The sequence below is a fragment of the Bacillus salipaludis genome (genome assembly GCF_004358205.1).
In genome coordinates this window covers 31,067-52,459 of sequence record NZ_SMYO01000005.1, presented here as the reverse complement: position 1 = coordinate 52,459, position 21,393 = coordinate 31,067, and the positions used below count along the sequence as shown (strand labels likewise).

The window sequence follows — 21,393 nt, the reverse complement described above, 5'->3', positions numbered from 1 at the left end:
CCTCTTTTTTATACAATATACCCAATTGCTTTCAACTGACTGGTAACAAAGTCTTTTGCGTATTCAAAAACCTCTTCCCGCTCTGGCTCGTTAAAAATCTCATGGTACAATTTTGGCCATTCCTTAAATCTTTTTTCTGAAAATAGGGCATGGTTAAACCAATCTTTTACCGCTTTTTTATTGACAATTTTATCATCCCCACCCTGCATTACAAGGATAGGTACATCATGCGTTTTTTCCAAATTTAAAAAGCCAAGCTTCATTGCTGTCGTTAATTCACGATACCATCTGACAGAAACCTTTGTCACATATAGAGTATCATTTACATCGGCTTCCCTTACATCCAGATTCCTTGTCGCCATTTCCACCGTTAAACCAGAATTGATTCGAAAGGAAGGGAAAACAAAATTCAAACCATACGAGAGAAACTCTAAAAACCTGGATGGCTTTTGGACAAGGCCAAGGCAAGGGGAAGAAAGAATCACACCGGCTAAATTCATTCTCTCCTCCTGCATGAGCCGAATCGAAATTAAACCGCCCATGCTGTGACCTAGTAAAAATACAGGCAGATTGTAGCGATAGGCAGCCTGTACCCAGTCCTTCACTTCTAGTATGTATTCATCAAAAGAATCAATGTGGCCCCTGCGGGTTCTAGTGGTCATGCCTTGACCGGGAAGATCGGCCATGATGACATGAAAGCCAGATGTTCTCCACATTTCAATTAGCCAACCGTAGCGGCGATGATGTTCCATTGCCCCATGAACCATCACAATAACCGCCTTAGCCTCCCCTTCTGCTTCCCACTTCCACATTTTCCTTCCTCCTTAGAAACCGCAAGCGCTGCGTGCTAGAACGAAACAATAGACAAAATATTAGAACCCTAGTCATAATTATTATATTATTTTAACATAAGTTACAAAAATGACATGCATTTAATGAGAGACGTTCAAATACTTTTTATTTCTTCCTCGTTTTAGTTAAAATAAAACCATCACCTAGAAAGGGGAAAAAATGAATGATTTATCCTTTTAAAAATAAATACCCACAAATTGCTGATTCAGCATTTATTGCTGACTATGTCACCATCACCGGCGATGTTACCATCGGAGAAGAATCAGGGGTATGGTTTAACACATCCATCCGCGGGGACGTAGCACCTACCATTATCGGTAATAAGGTAAACATACAGGACAATTCCGTCCTGCACCAAAGTCCAAATAATCCGCTCATTTTAGAAGATGAAGTAACCGTTGGTCATCAAGTCATTTTACATAGTTGTATTATTCGAAAAAAGGCATTAATCGGGATGGGTTCCATTATTCTAGATCAAGCCGAAATTGGGGAGGGTGCATTTATTGGTGCTGGCAGTCTTGTTCCGCAAGGTAAAAAAATCCCTCCAAATACATTGGCATTTGGCAGACCAGCAAAGGTCATTCGCGAATTAAACGCTGAAGATATTAAAGACATGGAAAGAATCATTCGGGAATACGCAGAAAAGGGTCAGTATTATAAATCACTGCAAACAAAAAACTAAGGGATGATGATAAGTCCCTTAGTTTTTTAATACTTCTGGCTCTCTTGTAAACTCCCTCTGAAATGAGTACTTTTCTTCAATATATACCTGATGCCAGATCATGAACATAAGCACGGTCCAAATTTTCCGGCTGTAATCCCCTTTACCCTGACAATGCTCATCCAATAACTTCAATAAATAGCTTTTATTGATTAGATGATCAGTCTCGCTTTCACGGATGGTAGATTTCGCCCATTCATTCATTTCATCCTTCAGCCAGTGGCGAATCGGGACAGGAAACCCCAGCTTTTTTCGATTTAACACATGATCCGGCACAATTCCCTCTACAGCTTTTCTTAAAATATACTTTGTCGTTCCGTTTGCTGTTTTCAGACTTTCAGGTATTTGAGAAGCAACTGCAAAGACCGACTTGTCTAAAAAGGGAACACGCAACTCTAAAGAATGGGCCATCGTCATTTTATCGGCCTTCAATAAGATATCGCCCCGCAGCCATGTATGAATATCAATGAACTGCATGCGGTTAACAGGGTCATATCCTAATGATTCTTGATAAAAAGATTTAGTAATCTCCGTATAATTCAAACCTTCTTGATAAACATTCAGCAACTCCCGCTTCTGTTCTTCCGTAAACATTTTGGCATTCCCAATATAGCGTTCCTCCATTGGAGTTACCCCGCGTTCAATAAAGCTTTTCCCTTTTGTACCTTCCGGCATAACGGAGGCCATCCATTTTAAAAATAATTTCACCACTCTTGGGATTTTATTAAAAACCTCCAGTGAATGCGGTTCCCGGTATATATTATATCCGCCAAAAAGCTCATCCGCTCCTTCACCGGAGAGAACCACCGTCACATGCTTGCGCGCTTCACGGGCTACGAAATAAAGAGGAACACATGCCGGGTCGGCAAGTGGGTCATCCATATGCCACATGATTTTGGGGAGTTCAGCCATATATTCCTCAGGTGGAATCACATAACTAATATTTTCAACTCCAAGTTTATCTGCCGTTTCCTTCGCAACATCAATTTCACTGAATCCATTTCGTTCAAAACCTACTGAAAACGTCTTAATCGCCGGGTGAAATTCCTTTGCTAATGAGACAATAATAGACGAATCAATTCCTCCTGATAGGAAGGAACCGACTGGAACATCACTGCGCATATGAATTTTTACCGATTCAGTGAGTACATCCCTGATTTCTTTTATCACATCAAATTCCGATCGGTTAATAGGATGAAACTGCGCTTTCCAGTACCTTTTTATTTCCATCGCAGTGCCAATTCTTTTTGTAAAAAAATGTCCAGGTTCTAATTTTTTTATTCCTTCTGATAAGGTTTCCGGTTCGGGGACAAATTGATAGGTAAAGTAGTGCTGCAAGGCATTATAATTCAGAACCTCATTTTTACGTGCAAGCAAAATGCTCTTTTTCTCGGAAGCAAAGAAGGTTTTTCCATTCTCTTCAAAATAGAAAAATGGTTTAATGCCAAAGGGATCCCGTGCTCCAAAAAGCCGCTGTTCCTGTTTGTCCCAAATAATAAAGGCAAACATACCACGAAGTTTTTCAACAGCCTGCTCTTTTAAATGACTGTAAAGAGCGACAATGACCTCCGTGTCAGAACTTGTGGTAAATTCAATTCCTTCCATTAAAAGCTCTTCACGTAATTCAATATAGTTATATACTTCACCATTAAAAATAATCCAATAACGTTCATTTTCAAATGTTAATGGCTGTTGCCCACTTTCAATATCAATGATACTTAAGCGGCGGAACCCAAATTGAACATATTCATCATGATAAAACCCATCATCGTCAGGTCCACGATGGGTAATGATATCATTCATCGTTTTAAATTGCTGTTTTTGTTCATCCCTATAAACCCTTGGCTGATCATCGACACAGCCAATAAATCCGCACATCGTATCTCACCTGCTTCATATTAAAATATAGATATTATCCAGTTTTCACCTGTTTAGGATGACTTAAACATCCTATTCTTCTTACCGGTTATGTATGTGACGAAAAAAAGAGAGTTACACGGTTGTGTAACTCTCTTCCTTAAAATGTTTATTGATTTGCTTGTTCGCGAAGGGCGTCAGCTTTGTCTGTACGCTCCCAAGGAAGATCAACATCTGTACGTCCGAAATGTCCGTAAGCTGCTGTTTGTTTGTAAATTGGGCGGCGAAGGTCAAGCATATTGATAATGCCTGCAGGTCGAAGATCAAAGTTTTTACTTACTAATTCAACCAAAATCTCTTCGTTTACCTTACCTGTACCAAATGTATCTACAGAAATGGATACCGGTCTTGCTACACCAATAGCATATGCAAGCTGTACTTCACATTTTTCAGCAAGTCCTGCAGCAACGATATTTTTTGCTACATAACGCGCTGCATAGGCAGCAGAACGGTCAACCTTTGTAGGATCCTTACCGGAGAATGCACCACCGCCATGACGAGCATAGCCGCCGTACGTATCAACGATAATTTTACGGCCAGTTAGACCTGCATCCCCTTGAGGCCCGCCGATAACGAAACGGCCAGTAGGGTTAATGAAGTATTTTGTATTTTCATCAATTAGTTCTTTTGGTACAACCGGATTAATTACATATTCCTTTAAATTGCGTTGAATTTGCTCAAGAGCAATTTCAGGATGATGCTGGGTTGAAATAACAATGGTATCAATCCGAACTGGTTTATCATTTTCATCATATTCCACTGTTACTTGAGTTTTTCCGTCTGGACGAAGGTATGGAAGAATCTCCTCTTTACGAACTTCAGTTAAACGACGTGCTAGCTTATGAGCAAGTGAAATTGGAAGCGGCATAAGTTCTTTTGTCTCATTACAAGCAAATCCAAACATTAAGCCTTGGTCTCCTGCACCAATTGCTTCAATTTGTTCATCAGACATTTGACCTTCACGTGCTTCAAGTGCCTGATCAACTCCCATTGCAATGTCAGGTGATTGTTCATCAATTGAGGTTAATACCGCACAGGTTTCGGAGTCGAAGCCATATTTTGCACGGTTATAACCAATTCCTTTAATGGTTTCACGAACGATTTTTGGAATGTCCACATAAGTAGAAGTGGTGATTTCACCGGCAACAAGAACTAATCCGGTTGTAACTGAAGTTTCAGCTGCAACACGTGCATTAGCATCCTTTGCTAAAATGGCATCTAAAATGGAATCAGAAATTTGGTCACAGATTTTATCAGGATGACCTTCGGTTACTGATTCAGAAGTAAACAAACGACGTTTTGTTGACAATCTGAATTCCTCCTAAATTTATTATATGAGGTTATCTGTGTCGGCTTTTAAACCTTTTCCATTTAACCTCGGGCTGATACGGTACTCATTCCCTTAGTAGTATGAAATAAATACGGGCATTTTATGAGAAAAACAAGCCCATTGTACATTTTCAAGGGTAGAAATAAAAGATTACTGCACCAAAACAAAAAACCTTTCCATTTGAGGAAAGGTCAAGAGCATACTGTTTCCGCGCCTTTCACTCTTATCGTTCAAGGTCTAGCCTTGCTTCAGGTTTAGCACCTTTGCTTAGAAAATGACCAGTTTAAAAAGGAATATCCTTTTGTCGACTGCTTTCCTGAAAATAGCAGGTTGCTGGGTTTCATTGGGCCTGTCCCTCCACCAGCTCGGGATAAGAGAGTATCCGTTCAATTTTAAATCTTAACCTACCATGTCGAAGGATGTCAATCAATTTTTCAAAAATAAACCAACAATAAAAATCAGCGAAAAAATTATTTTTTGTAAAAAATAATATTAATGAACATTTTGCCTAAATAAACGCATTAATTTATGAATAATGTATAAAATGTTAGTTATTTTTCGAATTAGTATAGACTAATAAATTAAATGTGTTATACTTTTTATCAAGATGCAGTCCCTGCTAAAAAAACTAAAAAGGAAGGTCCCATCCAAATGAATTCTCTTCATATCCCTAATGAATTAAATCAATTATTAGATGAAAAAAATGTTCAAATCCAACTATCCGTTCCGCAATTGGTAGAGAAAGTATTAAGCCGTAATGAAGGAACTTTAACCTCATCAGGTGCTATCAGTGTAGCAACTGGTAAATATACTGGACGTTCTCCTCACGACAAATTTATTGTTGCTGAAGGATCTACAAAGGATAAAATTGATTGGGGAAACAATCAGCCTATTTCTGAAGAAGCATTCACAAACCTTTACAATAAAGTCCTTGACTATTTAAAGACAAAAGAAGAAATCTTTGTTTTTAAAGGATTCGCCGGGGCAGATAAAAAATCTCGCCTGCCAATCCAAGTGGTTAATGAATATGCGTGGCATAACCTATTTGCCCATCAATTATTTATTCGTCCTAATGCAGAAGAGTTATTAGCACACGAAACGGGCTTTACCGTTATTTCCGCACCAAATTTTAAAGCAAATCCGGCTGTTGATGGGACAAAATCCGAAACATTTATTATTATTTCTTTTGAACGCCGCACTGTCTTAATCGGTGGTACAGAATATGCGGGAGAAATGAAAAAGTCCATTTTCTCTGTCATGAATTATTTACTACCTGAAAACAATATCCTTTCCATGCACTGTTCTGCAAATGTTGGCCAAGAAGGTGATGTCGCTTTATTCTTCGGTCTATCTGGAACAGGTAAAACAACGCTATCTGCAGATCCAAATCGCAAATTAATTGGTGATGATGAACATGGCTGGTCTTCCAATGGAGTTTTTAATATTGAAGGCGGCTGCTATGCAAAGACCATTAGTCTTACTCGTGAAAAAGAACCGCAAATCTTTGATGCCATTCGTTTTGGAACTGTGTTAGAAAATGTCATTACGAATCCTGAAACAAGAATTCCTGATTATGATGATAACACATTAACAGAAAATACACGTGCAGCTTACCCAATTCAAGCGATTGATAACATTATTGAGCCAAGCATCGCTGGGCATCCAAATACAATCGTCTTTTTAACGGCTGATGCATTCGGCGTACTGCCTCCAATCGCTAAATTAACAAAGGAACAAGCAATGTACCATTTCTTGAGCGGTTATACATCGAAGCTTGCCGGTACAGAACGTGGAATCACTTCACCACAGGCTACATTCTCAACTTGCTTTGGGGCGCCATTCCTGCCGCTGCCTGCAAAACGTTATGCAGAAATGCTTGGTGAGAAAATCCTTGAACACGGTGCAAATGTTTTCCTTGTAAACACAGGCTGGACTGGTGGAGAATATGGCGTTGGCAACAGAATGAAGCTTTCCTATACAAGAGCAATGGTTCAGGCAGCTCTTGAAGGTGAATTAAATCATGTTGAAACTGTTCAGGATAAAATCTTTGGTCTTCATATCCCGCTTCACATTGCAGGAGTTCCAGACGAGGTGCTTCAGCCTAACAAAACATGGTCTGACGCACATGCATATGAACTGAAAGCAAAAGAATTAGCTGAACAATTCCGTCAAAACTTCAAAAAGTTTTCATCTGCCGCAAGCGATATCGAAGAAAAAGGCGGACCAATCGCATAATATGAAAAAGGGGTGCCATTCCAAATGAATGGCATCTCTTTTTTTATCTTGATTTAGGTTTATCTGTGGTGAACGCACTTTTATCTGGGATAAGGGGACATTTATCTGCGTTACTGGATGATGTATCTGCGATAAACATGCTTTTATCTGCGAAACTGATTTTTTAATAAAAGAAAAAGCAGGTGTAAAAACCCCTGCTTAATTCGTTGAATTCAATGAAATTAATTGGTACGTAATTTTAGTTGTTTTCTCCTGCCATTCTACTTTCCGAATGACCGCTGTTCCATTAGAATCACTTTGTATCGTTTTTCGAACCTCAATCGGAATATCAATTGGATAGAGCCTGTATCCTTCTTTTACTAAATAGAACAGATTTTCTTCTACCCGCTTTTCATTTCCTTTTGTCACTATCATCGTGTTTAACTCAAGAGGCATGCCCATATGACCCACTCCTCTGCTAATTGGTTACTTCCATTCTATCATCTTTTGATTTGCCTTTTCATCCAATTCGTTAAATCTTGGACAATTTTTCGATTTACCCCCGGAGGAAAGTAATGAGTGTATGACTCAAAATACCAGGGCTCTACAGACTTGTTTAAAGCTTTCAGCCTCCGTTCAAGACGATATGCGTGTTCAACCGAAACATTATGATCATTCACTCCATGGATAATTAAAACAGGTGCTTTTAACGCCTCCATTTTAAATAAGGGAGTCCGTTCCTCATATCGCTCAGGAAATTTTTCAGGTGTACCGCCAATCACTCTTTTCATCATTCTACGCAAATCAGTGCGCTCCATATAGGTCAAGGCCATATCACTTACCCCTCCCCATGTAACAAGGGATGCTGCCTCTGGAAATTGAATTCCTGTTAAGAGCGCCATCACCCCGCCTCGTGAAAAACCAAAAATATGAATATGCTGAACCTTTGGAAGGGATTTTAACAGCAAAAAGGCCGAAAATGCATCCTCCCTGTCTTCACCGGCAAAATCTTCATTCCCTTCTCCACCCTGATTTCCCCGGTAAAACGGTGCAAAAACAATAAACCCTTCCGCTGCAAACTGAGCAATTCTAGCTGGTCTAACTCTTCCAACATTTTTAATCCCGCCGCGTAAATATAAAAATCCTTCATTTGTTTTTTCATATTTTGGCTCTGCTAGCATTCCTTTCACCTTTAATCCATTTGAAAGGTAGGTAACAAGCTTCAGCTCAACATTCGGATTTGGGGAGGGAAACCGATCCATTTCAATGATTTTTCCTGTATCTGCATTCAACGCAACCACTCCCTATTTATTAAAAAATTTTGTCACTGGGCATTCACACATTTTTTCCCTTTTCATACGATATCGTATGCAAAAGCAGCCCAGATTTTTGAAGATTAGGAGGTTTAACATGAAAAAATGGCTAAAATTCAGTTTCTCAACGCTTCTTATTGCTATTCTTATGTTTTCACTTGCAGCCTGCAATAATGATACTACGAAGACAAAAAAATTGGAAAAAGTTCGGTTAGCTGAAGTAACGAGGTCAATTTTTTACGCACCTGAATATGTTGCCCTAGAAAAGGGATTTTTCAAAGCTGAGGGATTGGATGTAAAACTAACGACTACCTTCGGTGGCGACAAAACCATGACAGCATTACTGTCCGGTGGAACAGATATTGCATTAGTCGGTTCAGAAACTTCCATTTACGTTTATACCCAAGGAACAGATGATCCGGTGATAAACTTTGCTCAACTAACACAAACAGATGGAACATTTCTCGTTTCCAGAGAAAAAATTGATAACTTTTCATGGGATATGCTGAAAGGAAAAACCTTCTTAGGACAGCGTAAAGGCGGTATGCCTCAAATGGTGGGGGAGTTTGTTTTAAAGAAACACGGAATTGATCCGCATAAAGATTTAAATTTAATTCAAAACATTGATTTCGCAAATATTTCCAGTGCTTTTGCTTCCGGGACTGGTGATTTTGTCCAATTATTTGAGCCGACCGCCAGTATTTTTGAAAAAGAAGGAAAAGGTCATATCATCGCTTCGTTCGGCACCGAATCAGGTCATGTTCCCTATACCACTTTTATGGCAAAGCAAAGTTATATGAAGGAGCATAATGCAACAGTTGAAAGATTCACCAGAGCCATTTATAAAGCTCAACAATGGGTGAAAACGCACAGTACTGAAGAAATTGCTAAGGCGGTTCAGCCTTATTTCCAGGACACGGACTTTGAAATTATTAAAATGGTGGTTGATCGTTATAAAAATCAAGGGTCTTTTGCTACAGACCCAATTCTCGATGAAGAAGAATGGAACAATCTCCAAAACATTATGAAAGAAGCAGGCGAACTACCAAAGCAAGTTGATTACAAAACATTAGTGAATACCAGTGTTGCAGAAAAAATCATACAAAAATAATGACACCAAGGCTCTAAATTTTTTTAAAACTACTTTAGGAGGCGGTCCGATGAGTTTCTTAGCCATTAATGAAATCCATCATACCTATTTGACAAAAAACTCCGTGACCACGGCCCTCTCCGATGTTTCTTTAAAAATCGAGGAAGGGGAATTTGTCTCCTTTCTCGGCCCAAGCGGCTGTGGAAAAACAACGCTTCTATCCATTATTTCAGGGTTACTTAAACCGACCCAAGGGACGGTACTTCTCGAAAATAAACCTATATCCTCGAACAACAATGAAATTGGCTACATGCTTCAGCAGGATTACCTGTTTCCTTGGAAAACAATTGAGGAAAATGTCCTTATGGGACTGAAATTATCAAACCAGCTGAATGAAAAGTCGAAAACGAAAACATTACAGCTTTTAAATCAAATCGGTCTAAAAGGTGTGGAGAAACAACTGCCAAAACAATTATCTGGAGGAATGCGGCAGCGTGCTGCACTCGTTCGAACATTAGCAACAGAGCCTAAGTTGTTGATGCTGGATGAACCCTTTTCAGCACTTGATTATCAAACAAAGTTAAAATTAGAGGATCTAGTCTCTAACACATTAACAGAGTTAAACAAAACAGCCATCCTTGTTACACATGATATTGGTGAGGCCATAGCCATGAGTGATCGGGTATTTTTGTTTTCAGCAAGACCTGGGAAGCTCCATCAAACTTTTCAAATTCCAAATGAGCTAAGAGATTTATCACCACTTGAAGCCCGAAACCACGAATTATATTCCAACTTATTTGAGATGATATGGAAGGAGTTGGAGTCCCTTGAATCCTCATAAAGTAAAACAGCTTCACCAGGAATACCTGCACTTCTTAAAGGTTGAAAATAGATGGGTAAGATTTTATCAGCTGTTAATTTTCCTCTTATTTTTTATAGGTTGGGAAGTTGCAAGCAGACTCCATTGGGTTGATCCGCTCATTTTTAGTTCCCCTTCCAAAATTGGGTTATTATTTTGGGATAAAATTCAAGATGGAACATTGCTTGATAACACGATGGTCACATTAACTGAAACCATTTTCGGTTTTATTTTAGGGACATTACTGGGCACTATTATGGCTGCAATATTATGGTGGTCCCCGATGATTTCAAAAATTTTCGATCCATATTTAGTAATCTTAAATGCTTTGCCAAAAGTGGCCCTTGGTCCAATTTTAATTGTCGCTTTAGGTCCGGGTTATCCTTCGATTATTGCTATGGGAGTCATCATATCTGTTATTGTGACAACCATCGTAATTTATACGTCCTTTCGCGAAGTTGATCCGAACTATATAAAAGTTCTGCGAACATTTGGTGCCACTCGTTTTCAATGCTTTAAAGAAGCGATTCTGCCGGCCAGTTTTCCAACGATTATCTCAACTTTAAAGGTAAATGTCGGATTATCATGGGTAGGAGTAATTGTAGGAGAATACCTTGTATCAGCTAAAGGGCTAGGGTATTTAATTATTTACGGCTTCCAGGTATTTAATTTTACATTAGTGATGCTGTCACTCCTTGTTGTTGCCGTCTTAGCAACGATTATGTACCAACTTGTGGACTTTATTGAAAAAAAACTAATAAAAGAATAGCGAAAATGTATCACTATTCTCGGGCTGTCGAAAAACTTTCGATAGCCTTTTATTTCATTCACTTTCTTTCTTATAATTTACCGCGTTTATTTATTATAAGAAGTTAAAATATAGCTGTTCAACTGGTCTGTTGATTTACGCTCCAGGCACTTCGCTTTCCGCGGGCGTGCCGGGGAGCCTCCTCAGCGCTTTGGCGCTTCCGGGGTCTCACCTGCCCCGTACTCCCGCAGGAGTCTTCGTGCCTTCCGCTCCAACCAACAGGTGTATTCAATAAAGACTATAACTCCCAATAAATAATAAAAATAAGTGGTAAATTTAATGTTTAAGCTAAAAAAGTCAAGGCAAAGTGAAAATGAATTTGTCTCTATTGATGAACTAGTTCCAGATGAGGAATTAAATAATTGATTTGCACCCCTGTTAACCGGAGCGAAAATCAACAGGCCCTTTTGGAGGGACAATAATAAAATGGGTATTAGATTTAAACAAAGTAAAAAATTGCCGAGAAAAATACACTTTCTCGACAATCTGAGAATAGCGAAAAAATATCGCTATTCTTTTTAGTTTTTTCATGCCTCTCATGCAAATACAATCGTTTTATTCCCATGAACAAGTACTTTATCTTCAACATGCCAGGAAACCGCTTCAGCTAGAACCCTTTTTTCCACATGGCGCCCGGCCGTCTTTAGGTCCTCAACTGTAAAACGATGATTAATACGCTGTACATCTTGTTCAATGATTGGTCCTTCATCAAGATCATTCGTTACATAGTGGGCAGTAGCCCCGATTAACTTCACACCTCTGTTAAATGCTCTCACATAGGGATTTGCACCAACAAATGCCGGTAAGAAAGAGTGATGGATGTTAATGATTTGATTCGGGAAATGAGAGATAAAATTTGGGGAGAGAATTTGCATATACCTTGCCAATACAATAAAATCTACTTTCCCGTCTATTAGTTCTAACGCTTTATGTTCGGCCTCTTCTTTTGTCTCATGAGACATTGGAATATGATAAAAAGGGATGCCATAACTTTCAACTTCCTCTTTTAAATCGGGATGATTACTAATTACCAAAGGGATGTCCACCGGGATTTCCTTTGATTTCCACCTCCAAAGAAGCTCGGTGAGACAATGATCTGCTTTGGAAACAAAGATAGCCATTCGCTTCCTTTTTTTATTCGTGCTTAACTGCCAATCTAAAGCATGCTCCTCCCCTAACATATGAAGATCATGTTCAAGTTTTTCAAATGAAGTATCTAATTCTTCCAAATCAAACTCAATCCGCATGAAAAATACACCAGAGTGTGGGTCCGTTGTATGTTGATCAAAATGGACAATATTCGCTTTGTGTTCTAATAAAAAATTCGTTACTGTGGAGATAATACCTGGCTTTTCTGGACAAGAAATTAATAGTACCGCACGATTCAGCTTTAACTTTGTGATCATTTCCTCTCTCACCTTCCTTTATGCATGAATGGCCTTTCCATCTACCGCTAGTGCTGCTTCACCTATTGCTTCGGCTAATGTAGGATGTGGATGGATTGTATGGGCAATATCCATTGCAGTCGCATTTAATACACGGGCAAGACCAAACTCGGTGATCATATCCGTTACATGAGGACCCACCATGTGAGCTCCTAACAGTTTATTTGTTCCTTCTTCAACAACAAGTTTGACAAATCCGTCTGATTCACCAAAAACGAGTGCCTTACCGATTGCACGAAATGAGAATTTACCGGTTTTTACTTGAAATCCTTTTTCCTTTGCTTCATCTTCTGTAAGTCCAACACTTGCTACTTCAGGACTGCAGTATACACATTTTGAAACAAGAGTTGGGTCAAGTGCATTAGGACTTTCTCCAGCTATATGTTCAACAGCAATGATTCCTTCATGTGAAGCGACATGAGCAAGCTGCAAGCCGCCAATAACATCACCAATTGCGTAAATGTTCGGTTCTTTTGTTTGATAGGAATCATTTGTTTTAATAAAAATTCCATTCATTTCAATGCCCGTTTTTTCAAGTCCAATTCCTTCCGTGTTTGGTAATCTCCCTACGGAAACTAAAAGTTTATCGGCAGAAAATGATGTTTCTTTCCCTTTATGCTCTGCCTTTATCGAAACACCATCACCTTTTTCAAGCGTTTCCGGTAGAACTTTTGCCCCTGTGATGATTTTTACTCCCTTTTTCTTTAGTAAGCGTTGGATTTCCTTTGAAACATCTTTATCTTCTGTCGGTAAAATACGATCAGCATATTCAAGCACAGTAACCTGTGTACCGAAGTCCACAAGCATCGATGCCCATTCTATTCCAATCACCCCACCGCCAACAATTATGATGGAATTTGGAAGTGTTTCCATTTCTAAGGCTTCATCTGATGTCATCACATACTTTTCATCTGCCTCCAAGCCATAGAATGTTCTTGGCCGGGAACCTGTCGCAATTAAAATATTCCGCGGGCTTATAATGATTTCTCCGCCATCATTGTTCAATTCAACTAATACATCTTTTGACTCCAAGATACTGCCTTTTCCATCATAAACATCGATTTTTCCTTTTTGCATTAGATGTTGGATCCCCTTAAAAAGACGTTCTTGGATTTCTTCTTTCCGAGCTTGTACTTTTGAAAAATCAAGTCCAATTTCAGGGGCAATGACACCAAACCGCTCTGCATTTTTTGTTTGAGAATATAATTCTGCACTTCTTAATAAGGCTTTGGTTGGGATACACCCAGCATGAAGGCATGTTCCACCTATTTTCCCTTTTTCAACAACCGCTACTGTTAAACCCAATTGAGATGCGCGAATGGCAGCTACGTATCCTCCAGGTCCACCGCCGATAATAACAACATCATATTCTTTTGTCATTTTCGTTTCTCCTTTCCAAACAAAAATACCTATAATACCTACCGGAAAACTTAGATTATAAGTAATAAAAATTAGAGATATTCATTGCATCTTACGACACAACCAGGTTCCCATTAATCGATTTCAATTGCACATGCACTTGAGGTAAAGCTGTCTCCAACTAGAAACCCCTGTTCAACTTGATAATCAATTTCTGTTTCTTCATCTAAATAGCGTTTAGTAAAACGATCCAGCCGGATTTGTATTCCTTCCATTTCAATGCATAAATCGTTTCGACGCGATTCATCAAAAACAATTGAAAACTTAACGGACATCCCGCAGCCCCCTGTTACATCCGCATCAATCCGGGGACTTCTTCCTTCCGTCTCAATCAGCTCTTTAAGTTTGTCTATCGCAGCTTCTGTCACTTTTAACTTCATAGGACCACGCTCCTCTTCTCCTAATCACTTATTTACCTTTATTGTGCCTTCGCTTTTGCTGCATTGACCTGTTCATCTGCATGATAGGAGGAGCGAACGAGCGGACCCGCTTCGCAATGACTAAAGCCTTTTGACATGGCGATTATTTTAAGTTCTTCAAATTCTTGCGGACTCCAATATTTTTGGACTTTTAAATGATGTTTAGTAGGTTGCAAATACTGTCCAATGGTCATAATATCCACATTGTTCGCGCGAAGATCATCCATCGTTTCGATAATTTCCTCTTTTGTTTCTCCAAGGCCAATCATAATGCTTGACTTTGTTGGAATAGAAGGATTCATTTCTTTTGCGCGCCGCAAGAACTCAAGGGAACGATCGTATGTAGCCCGGGCACGTATTTTTGGTGATAAACGTTTCACTGTCTCAATATTGTGATTTAAAATATCAGGCTTTGCATCCATTAACGTTTTTAAATTTTCATATTTTCCATTCATATCAGAAGGTAGAACTTCAATGCTGCAAAATGGATTACGACGTCTGACGGCTCTGACCGTTTCTGCAAAAACCCCGGCTCCCCCATCTTTTAAATCATCACGGGCAACAGCCGTAATCACGGCATGCTTTAATCCCATCAGCTCCACTGATTCTGCTACGCGTTCTGGCTCTTCCCAATCAAGCTCTGTAGGAAGCCCTGTTTGAACGGCACAGAATCGACAGGCCCGTGTACATACACTTCCTAAAATCATAAAGGTTGCCGTTTTTCGAGATGCCCAGCATTCATGAATGTTCGGACATTTTGCTTCTTCACAGACGGTATGAAGCTTTTTTTCACGCATCATCGATTTTAACCCGGTATATTGCTCATTCGTATTTAATTTTATCTTAAGCCATTCTGGTTTACGTACATACTCAGTTGCCATCTTATTCACTCCTATGAACGGAACATATAATCTGTTAAACTTGAAAATTATCTGTGCAAGGGAATCCCTGCACAGACGGAAGGTTTCTTTTATCCCGCATTAACGGGCAGTAAGAACCCCCGCTTCAAGGCCAAGTGGAAACAGGAAGCATAAGTGGGGGTCCAACTGCCCGTAAAAGCCCGATTGGTTCAACTAACTATCAGTGGGGGATGAAAAAAACCCCCACTGATTGAAGTTTCACTTTATACGTTTACAGGTTCTTTTACTTTTACTGCCGATTCCTCTTTTTTATAACGCAAAATTGGTTGTCTCGCTGCCTGCACTTCATCTAATCGGCCAATCACTGTTGTATGTGGTGCTTCTAATACAATACCAGGGTTTTCTTCAACCTCTTTGGCTATTTGAATCATCACATCAGCAAATGCATCCATTGTTTCCTTTGACTCCGTTTCTGTTGGTTCGATCATCAAACATTCCTCAACATTTAACGGGAAGTAGATGGTTGGCGGATGATACCCAAAATCAAGCAGACGTTTGGCCATATCAAGGGTTCTTACCCCCAACTTCTTCTGTCTTGATCCAGATAATACAAATTCATGCTTGCAAATTTGTGAATATGGTGCATCAAAATAAGGCTCAAGTCTTTTACGAAGATAGTTCGCATGAAGGACAGCCCCTTCAGAAACTTCACGCAATCCAATTGGTCCCAATGTACGAATATAAGTGTATGCACGAACCAAAATTCCAAAGTTTCCATGATAGCCTTTTACACGGCCAATAGATAATGGATAATTTGAATTCAACACAAATTTATCGCCGTCTTTTTCAACACGTGGTACAGGTAAATATGGAAGAAGGAATTCCTTAACACCAACAGGACCTGCACCAGGACCTCCGCCACCGTGTGGACCAGTAAATGTTTTGTGAAGATTTAAATGCACGATATCGAAGCCCATTGTTCCTGGAGTTGTTTTTCCTAAAATCGCATTGGCATTCGCACCATCATAGTATAGTAATCCGCCTGCTTCATGAACTACAGCAGCAATTTCTGCGATTTCTTGTTCAAATAAACCAAGTGTATTAGGGTTTGTTAACATTAATGCAGCGGTATTACTATCCACATGTTTCTTTAATTCATCTAAGTTAACTAATCCATTTTCGTTTGATGGAATCGTTACTGTCTTAAATCCTGCAACGCTCGCACTAGCAGGATTTGTACCATGAGCGGAGTCTGGAACAAGAACTTTCTTTCTAACTTCACCTTTTTGCTCATGGTAAGCTTTAACCATCATTAATCCAGTCCATTCACCTTGAGCACCTGCAGAAGGCTGTAATGTTACTGCATCCATACCAGTGATTACAGCTAACTCTTCTTGTAGATTATATAAAAGCTCTAATGCACCTTGTACCGTTTCGCTTGGTTGATATGGGTGAATACGGCTTAAACCTGTTAGACGTGCCACATCTTCGTTAATTTTCGGATTATATTTCATCGTGCAAGATCCAAGAGGATAGAATCCATTATCAATCCCATGGTTTTTATTTGAAAGTGCAGTATAGTGACGAACAAGTTGAAGCTCAGATACTTCAGGTAGTTCTGCTGCTTCATCACGAATTAAGTGTTTTGGAAATTTATCTTGTAAATCAACACTTTTAACATCACTTTTCGGAAGGCTGTAACCTACACGACCTGAACGACTGATTTCAAAAATTAGATCATTATATTCAACCATTTACAACAGCCCCCAATGCTTCTACAAATTTGTCTATCTCTTCTTTTGAACGTTGTTCTGTTACCGCAATCAGCATTTGATTGTCAAATCCGTAATCAATACCTAAGTCATAACCACCAATGAGCCCTGATTCAAGGAGCTTAGTGTTAACTTCTTTAATTGGACGTGGTAGTTCTACAACAAATTCATTGAAGAATGCTGATTTGTTTAAAACGTTAAAGCCTTTGTTTTGAAGAGACTTTGCCATGTAGTCAGCTTTCTCAATATTTTGCTGTGCCATTTCACGAACACCATTCTTTCCTAATGCTGACATGCAAATAGAAGAGGCAAGAGCATTTAGTGCTTGGTTTGAACAAATATTAGAAGTCGCTTTATCGCGGCGAATATGCTGCTCGCGAGCTTGCAAGGTTAATACAAAGCCGCGTCTTCCTTGTTCGTCATGAGTTTGTCCTACAATACGACCTGGAATTTTACGCATATATTTTTGTTTAACAGCAAAATATCCGCAGTGCGGTCCCCCAAAGGACATAGGAACACCAAGTGGCTGCATATCCCCGACAACAATATCTGCTCCAAGTTTACCTGGTGATTGTAATAGAGCTAATGCAAGCGGGTTTGAACTTACGATGAAAAGAGCACCAACCTCATCAGCAATTTTCTTAATTTCTGTTAAATCTTCAATAGAACCGAAGAAGTTTGGATATTGAACAATAACAGCAGCCGTGCCTTTATCTACTTGTGCTTTAAGTTGTTCTAAGTCTGTTACATCTGTATCAAGACTTACTTCTTCAACTGAATATTCTTGACCCTTAGCAACAGTGTTTAAAATTGCACGTGATTCAGGATGAACAGCTTTTGAAATAACTACTTTTGAACGTCTTGTAGAAGCAACAGCAAGTGAGGCAGCTTCTGCAAGTGATGTAAAGCCATCGTACATGGAGGAGTTGGCCACATCCATTCCTGTCAGCTCACAAACCATGGTTTGGAATTCAAAAATTGCTTGTAATTCCCCTTGGCTGATTTCTGGTTGATATGGTGTATAAGCTGTATAAAATTCTGAACGTGAGATCATATGATCAACAACACTTGGAATGTAATGATCATATGTACCCGCACCTAGAAAAGTTGGATATTGATTTGCATTTAAATTACTTGCAGCAAGTTGGTTCAATTTCTTCATTAAAATAGGTTCTGGATCCGCATCTGGAATAGTTAATTCACCTTTTAAGCGAAGTTCAGATGGAATATCTTCAAATAATTCTTCGATTGAAGACATTCCTAAGAAATCGAGCATTTCCTTTTTATCTTGTTCCGTATCAGGGAGATATCTATAAGTATTCGCCATCTTATTCCTCTCCTTCTTCATTGATAAATGCTTTATACTCATCTTCATTTAAAAGGGATTCAAGCTCTTCAGGAACTGACATTTCCACTTCTACCAACCAGCCTTTGCTGAATGGATGTTCATTAATTGTCTGAGGAGCATCTTCTAACTCTTCGTTTATCCGGACTACTGTACCTGATACTGGAGCGAAAATTTCAGAAACGGCTTTAACCGATTCGATTGTTCCCATTGATTCATCCGCTGTTACTTCATCATCCACTTGCGGATTTTCAACAAATACGATATCTCCTAACTGTTTTTGTGCATAATCAGAAATCCCGATTCGTACTCGATTTCCGTCTAACTTTAAAACCCACTCATGTTCCTTGCTATATAGTAAAGTTGCAATTGCTTGTGTCATCATATTTTCTTCCCTTCAACGATTAATTAGAATTTAATAAGTTAAAAAAATCATTTTTAAGTATGTTTGTGGATTAGGTGTGCTGCCAGTTTGAGAGTCTGCGAGAGTATCTTTATTACTCTATTAACCCCTTTTATAAAATGGTGTTTTCACAACAACGGCATCAATCATCTTATTACGGATTTCCACTTTTAATGGTGTCCCCACTTCAGCATGTTCCGCAGAAATTAGAACAAGTCCAACACTTTTCTTTAAAGAGGGTGATTGAGTTCCGGATGTAACAACCCCAATTTCCTCTCCAGCTTCCGAAACAACCTTATAACCGTGACGCGGAATCCCTCGTCCAGTGACTTCAATCCCAACAAGCTTCCGTTTTAAACCTGATTCTTTTTGGGCGATAAGTGCAGCCTTTCCAATAAAATCGGATTCTTTTTTCAGTTTTACGGCAAAGCCAATTCCTGCTTCAAGCGGACTTATATCACTTAAAAGTTCTTGACCATAAAGTGCCAGACGTGCTTCTAAACGGAGTGTGTCACGTGCACCAAGTCCACATGGCTTTAAGCCGTCCTCACTTCCTGCTTCTAAAAGCTTTTCCCAAAGGGTGTCCGCTTGATCAGCAGCTAAATATAGTTCAAAACCATCTTCTCCTGTATAACCGGTGCGAGATACAAGTACATCTGTTACCCCGTCTAGATTGATATGTTGGGCAAATTTAAATGCGCCAATTTCTGATAGGTTGATATCAGTTAATTTTTGAACGATACCTTCAGCCTTTGGACCTTGAATGGCAAGCTGAGCGATTTCATTCGAAATATTTTGGAGCGTCATCTCCCCTTTTGCCTGTTGCTTCATCCAGTCAAAATCCTTCTCGATGTTAGCCGCATTAATGACGAGTAAATATTTTTCATTGTCTAATTTATATACTAATAAATCATCGACCGTTCCGCCTTCTGGGTAGCACATTGCGGTATATTGTGCTTGATTGATGCTAAGTTTTGTTACATCGTTTGTAACCAAGTAGTTAATGTAACTCTCTGCATCTTTTCCCTCAACGAGCACTTCACCCATATGGGAGACATCAAAAAGTCCTGCCTTTGTTCGGACCGCTTCATGCTCATCTAAAATACTGGAAAACTGCACTGGTAGTGCCCAGCCGCCAAAGTCAATAACCTTCGCACCATGCTTACCATAAGTTTCAAAAAGTGGTGTTTGTTTTAATGCTGTATCTATCCCCATTGTTATACCTCCTATAATTTCCTGCAAAAAAGCCGTTCTTTTACCTGTTTGCCTGTTTCTGTCGTTGCCAGTCCTCCAAGAGCTGTTTCCCGGAGTGTCCTAGGCATATCTTTTCCAACCCTATACATCGCCTCAATGACTTCATCACAAGGAATCCGGCTTTCAATCCCGGCAAGGGCCATATCCGCTGCTGAAAACGCAATGGAAGTCCCAATCACATTCCGTTTAATGCATGGCACTTCAACAAGTCCTGCTACCGGGTCACAAACCAAACCTAAGAGTGATTTCATGGCAATGGCAGTGGCATTCACGGCCTGTTGTGGTGTGCCTCCCTTTAGTTCAACGATTGTTCCGGCAGCCATGGCAGTTGCGGACCCTACCTCAGCCTGGCACCCTCCAGCTGCTCCTGAAATGAAAGAACGGTTTGCAATGACTAAACCAAGCATACTTGCAGTAAACAAGCCCATAACTAAATCTTTAAAGGGCGTACCATCATTTTTATGAAGCGAAAACAAAACTCCAGGTAAAATGCCGGCTGCTCCGGCGGTTGGCGTTGCTACTATGACCCCCATACGGGCATTACCTTCAGAGGTTGCCAATGAAAAGGCCATTGCATTACTTATATAATTTCCTGACAGACCCTTTCCCTGACTCATGTAATCATACATTTTCACAGCATCCCCGCCGGAAATCCCACTTGGTGCAGCTGAGTCATCTTTGATGCCGCTGTCGACAGCTTCTTTCATTTTGATTAGTCGCTCTCTCATCATGGCAATAATGGTTTCTTTGTTTCTCCCTGATTTTTCTGCTTCCATCATCAACATCATTTCGCCTATGGTTGTTTGTTCTTTTTCACAAGCTTCGACTAGTTCTCTCATCGACTGAATTCCCATCATATTGCCTCCATAAGCTCTTTCCTGATTGGTTGGTAATGACGAGCAAGGACGGCAAAATCATCCCCTGCACTCAATCGAATATCAACCATCTTCTCGTTAATCATAAAGATCTTAGATAAGCCGCCGCCTAGAGAAACACCGCCAACTTTAACAACATAATCACCGCACCTTGCTGTTACCATTGCAATATTTGGATGGTCGTAATACTCACAGTTTTCTGCAAAATCGAATTGGTACTGCATGCCATGTTTTTTAGCCCAATCTAATGAAGATTTAATTCGCGAGTCATCAGTATCCATCCCAAGTAATCCTCCGAGAAGTGCCTTATCTGTTCCATGACCTTGATAGGTTTCGGCAAATGAATCATAAAATACAATATTTGCTTTTTCCGGACAATCTCCTAACAATTCGAAGATAAACTTTCCGATTGATACGACTCCAGCTGTATGAGAACTCGATGGTCCCACCATAATCGGACCGATAATGTCAAAACAACTCTGAAATTCCATCCCAAT

20 protein-coding genes and 1 riboswitch are annotated in these 21,393 nt (G+C 39.6%); of the genes, 5 read left to right on the top strand and 15 right to left on the bottom strand.

Features of this window, described 5'->3' with window-relative positions:
• Positions 1-8 precede the first annotated feature (8 nt).
• Complete coding sequence (locus tag E2K98_RS10890; RefSeq protein WP_133334274.1) at positions 9-812, bottom strand: alpha/beta hydrolase; 804 nt, start codon at positions 810-812, stop codon at positions 9-11.
• Between the two features lie 203 nt (positions 813-1,015).
• Here E2K98_RS10890 and E2K98_RS10885 point away from each other — a divergent pair, with 203 nt between their 5' ends.
• Complete coding sequence (locus E2K98_RS10885; RefSeq protein ID WP_133334273.1) at positions 1,016-1,534, top strand: gamma carbonic anhydrase; 519 nt, start codon at positions 1,016-1,018, stop codon at positions 1,532-1,534.
• Positions 1,535-1,552: 18 nt separating this feature from the next.
• On the opposite strand, the gene asnB is transcribed toward E2K98_RS10885, so the two are convergent.
• Complete coding sequence (asnB, locus tag E2K98_RS10880; protein WP_133334272.1) at positions 1,553-3,451, bottom strand: asparagine synthase (glutamine-hydrolyzing); 1,899 nt, start codon at positions 3,449-3,451, stop codon at positions 1,553-1,555.
• A gap of 148 nt (positions 3,452-3,599) precedes the next feature.
• Positions 3,600-4,799, bottom strand: a complete 1,200-nt coding sequence (gene metK / locus E2K98_RS10875) for a methionine adenosyltransferase (protein WP_133334271.1) — start codon at positions 4,797-4,799, stop codon at positions 3,600-3,602.
• Positions 4,800-5,040: 241 nt separating this feature from the next.
• Positions 5,041-5,197: riboswitch (SAM riboswitch) on the bottom strand.
• A gap of 274 nt (positions 5,198-5,471) precedes the next feature.
• On the opposite strand from metK, the gene pckA reads away from it, so the two are divergent.
• A complete protein-coding gene (gene pckA, locus E2K98_RS10870; protein ID WP_133334270.1) occupies positions 5,472-7,055 on the top strand; it encodes a phosphoenolpyruvate carboxykinase (ATP) in 1,584 nt (527 codons plus the stop codon).
• 198 nt (positions 7,056-7,253) lie between these two features.
• Here pckA and E2K98_RS10865 read toward each other — a convergent pair whose 3' ends face one another.
• Both E2K98_RS10865 and E2K98_RS10860 read right to left on the bottom strand, forming a co-directional pair.
• On the bottom strand, positions 7,254-7,496 hold the full coding sequence (locus E2K98_RS10865) for a DUF2584 domain-containing protein (RefSeq protein ID WP_026572121.1): 243 nt from the start codon (positions 7,494-7,496) through the stop codon (positions 7,254-7,256).
• Between the two features lie 38 nt (positions 7,497-7,534).
• A complete protein-coding gene (locus tag E2K98_RS10860) occupies positions 7,535-8,296 on the bottom strand; it encodes an alpha/beta hydrolase family protein (RefSeq protein ID WP_133334699.1) in 762 nt (253 codons plus the stop codon).
• A 148-nt stretch (positions 8,297-8,444) separates the two neighbouring features.
• Here E2K98_RS10860 and E2K98_RS10855 point away from each other — a divergent pair, with 148 nt between their 5' ends.
• From E2K98_RS10855 to E2K98_RS10845, 3 genes are read left to right on the top strand one after another with little or no spacing between them, the layout of a single operon-like run.
• Positions 8,445-9,458 (top strand): ABC transporter substrate-binding protein, encoded by a 1,014-nt coding sequence (locus tag E2K98_RS10855; protein WP_133334269.1) that lies wholly within the window; start codon positions 8,445-8,447, stop codon positions 9,456-9,458.
• Between the two features lie 49 nt (positions 9,459-9,507).
• Positions 9,508-10,278: an ABC transporter ATP-binding protein gene (locus tag E2K98_RS10850; protein ID WP_133334268.1), complete on the top strand. Its 771-nt coding sequence runs from the start codon at positions 9,508-9,510 to the stop codon at positions 10,276-10,278.
• Positions 10,265-11,065, top strand: a complete 801-nt coding sequence (locus E2K98_RS10845; protein WP_133334267.1) for an ABC transporter permease — start codon at positions 10,265-10,267, stop codon at positions 11,063-11,065. The genes E2K98_RS10850 and E2K98_RS10845 overlap by 14 nt, the downstream gene beginning before the upstream one ends.
• A gap of 575 nt (positions 11,066-11,640) precedes the next feature.
• Here E2K98_RS10845 and purU read toward each other — a convergent pair.
• The 10 genes from purU to E2K98_RS10795 all read right to left on the bottom strand — a co-directional run bounded on the left by purU (position 11,641) and on the right by E2K98_RS10795 (position 21,387).
• A complete protein-coding gene (purU, locus tag E2K98_RS10840; protein WP_133334266.1) occupies positions 11,641-12,510 on the bottom strand; it encodes a formyltetrahydrofolate deformylase in 870 nt (289 codons plus the stop codon).
• 18 nt (positions 12,511-12,528) lie between these two features.
• Positions 12,529-13,929 (bottom strand): dihydrolipoyl dehydrogenase, encoded by a 1,401-nt coding sequence (lpdA, locus tag E2K98_RS10835; RefSeq protein ID WP_133334265.1) that lies wholly within the window; start codon positions 13,927-13,929, stop codon positions 12,529-12,531.
• Between the two features lie 113 nt (positions 13,930-14,042).
• A complete protein-coding gene (locus E2K98_RS10830) occupies positions 14,043-14,348 on the bottom strand; it encodes an iron-sulfur cluster biosynthesis family protein (protein ID WP_133334264.1) in 306 nt (101 codons plus the stop codon).
• 38 nt (positions 14,349-14,386) lie between these two features.
• On the bottom strand, positions 14,387-15,268 hold the full coding sequence (gene lipA / locus E2K98_RS10825) for a lipoyl synthase (protein WP_133334263.1): 882 nt from the start codon (positions 15,266-15,268) through the stop codon (positions 14,387-14,389).
• A gap of 242 nt (positions 15,269-15,510) precedes the next feature.
• Positions 15,511-17,001, bottom strand: a complete 1,491-nt coding sequence (gene gcvPB / locus E2K98_RS10820) for an aminomethyl-transferring glycine dehydrogenase subunit GcvPB (protein WP_133334262.1) — start codon at positions 16,999-17,001, stop codon at positions 15,511-15,513.
• Positions 16,994-18,346 carry an aminomethyl-transferring glycine dehydrogenase subunit GcvPA gene (gene gcvPA / locus E2K98_RS10815; protein ID WP_133334261.1) on the bottom strand — a complete coding sequence of 451 codons (1,353 nt, stop codon included), beginning with the start codon at positions 18,344-18,346 and terminating at the stop codon, positions 16,994-16,996. Before gcvPA ends, gcvPB begins: the two co-directional genes overlap by 8 nt.
• 1 nt (position 18,347) lies before the next feature.
• Positions 18,348-18,746, bottom strand: coding sequence for a glycine cleavage system protein GcvH (gcvH, locus tag E2K98_RS10810; RefSeq protein WP_026572110.1), 399 nt, complete (start codon positions 18,744-18,746; stop codon positions 18,348-18,350).
• A gap of 123 nt (positions 18,747-18,869) precedes the next feature.
• The gene (gene gcvT / locus E2K98_RS10805; RefSeq protein ID WP_133334260.1) at positions 18,870-19,982 is read right to left on the bottom strand and encodes a glycine cleavage system aminomethyltransferase GcvT; all 1,113 of its coding nucleotides are present in this window, start codon (positions 19,980-19,982) and stop codon (positions 18,870-18,872) included.
• 11 nt (positions 19,983-19,993) lie between these two features.
• On the bottom strand, positions 19,994-20,875 hold the full coding sequence (gene sdaAA, locus E2K98_RS10800) for an L-serine ammonia-lyase, iron-sulfur-dependent, subunit alpha (protein WP_133334259.1): 882 nt from the start codon (positions 20,873-20,875) through the stop codon (positions 19,994-19,996).
• Positions 20,875-21,387 carry a serine dehydratase beta chain gene (locus E2K98_RS10795; RefSeq protein WP_133334258.1) on the bottom strand — a complete coding sequence of 171 codons (513 nt, stop codon included), beginning with the start codon at positions 21,385-21,387 and terminating at the stop codon, positions 20,875-20,877. The genes sdaAA and E2K98_RS10795 overlap by 1 nt, the downstream gene beginning before the upstream one ends.
• Positions 21,388-21,393: the final 6 nt, after the last annotated feature.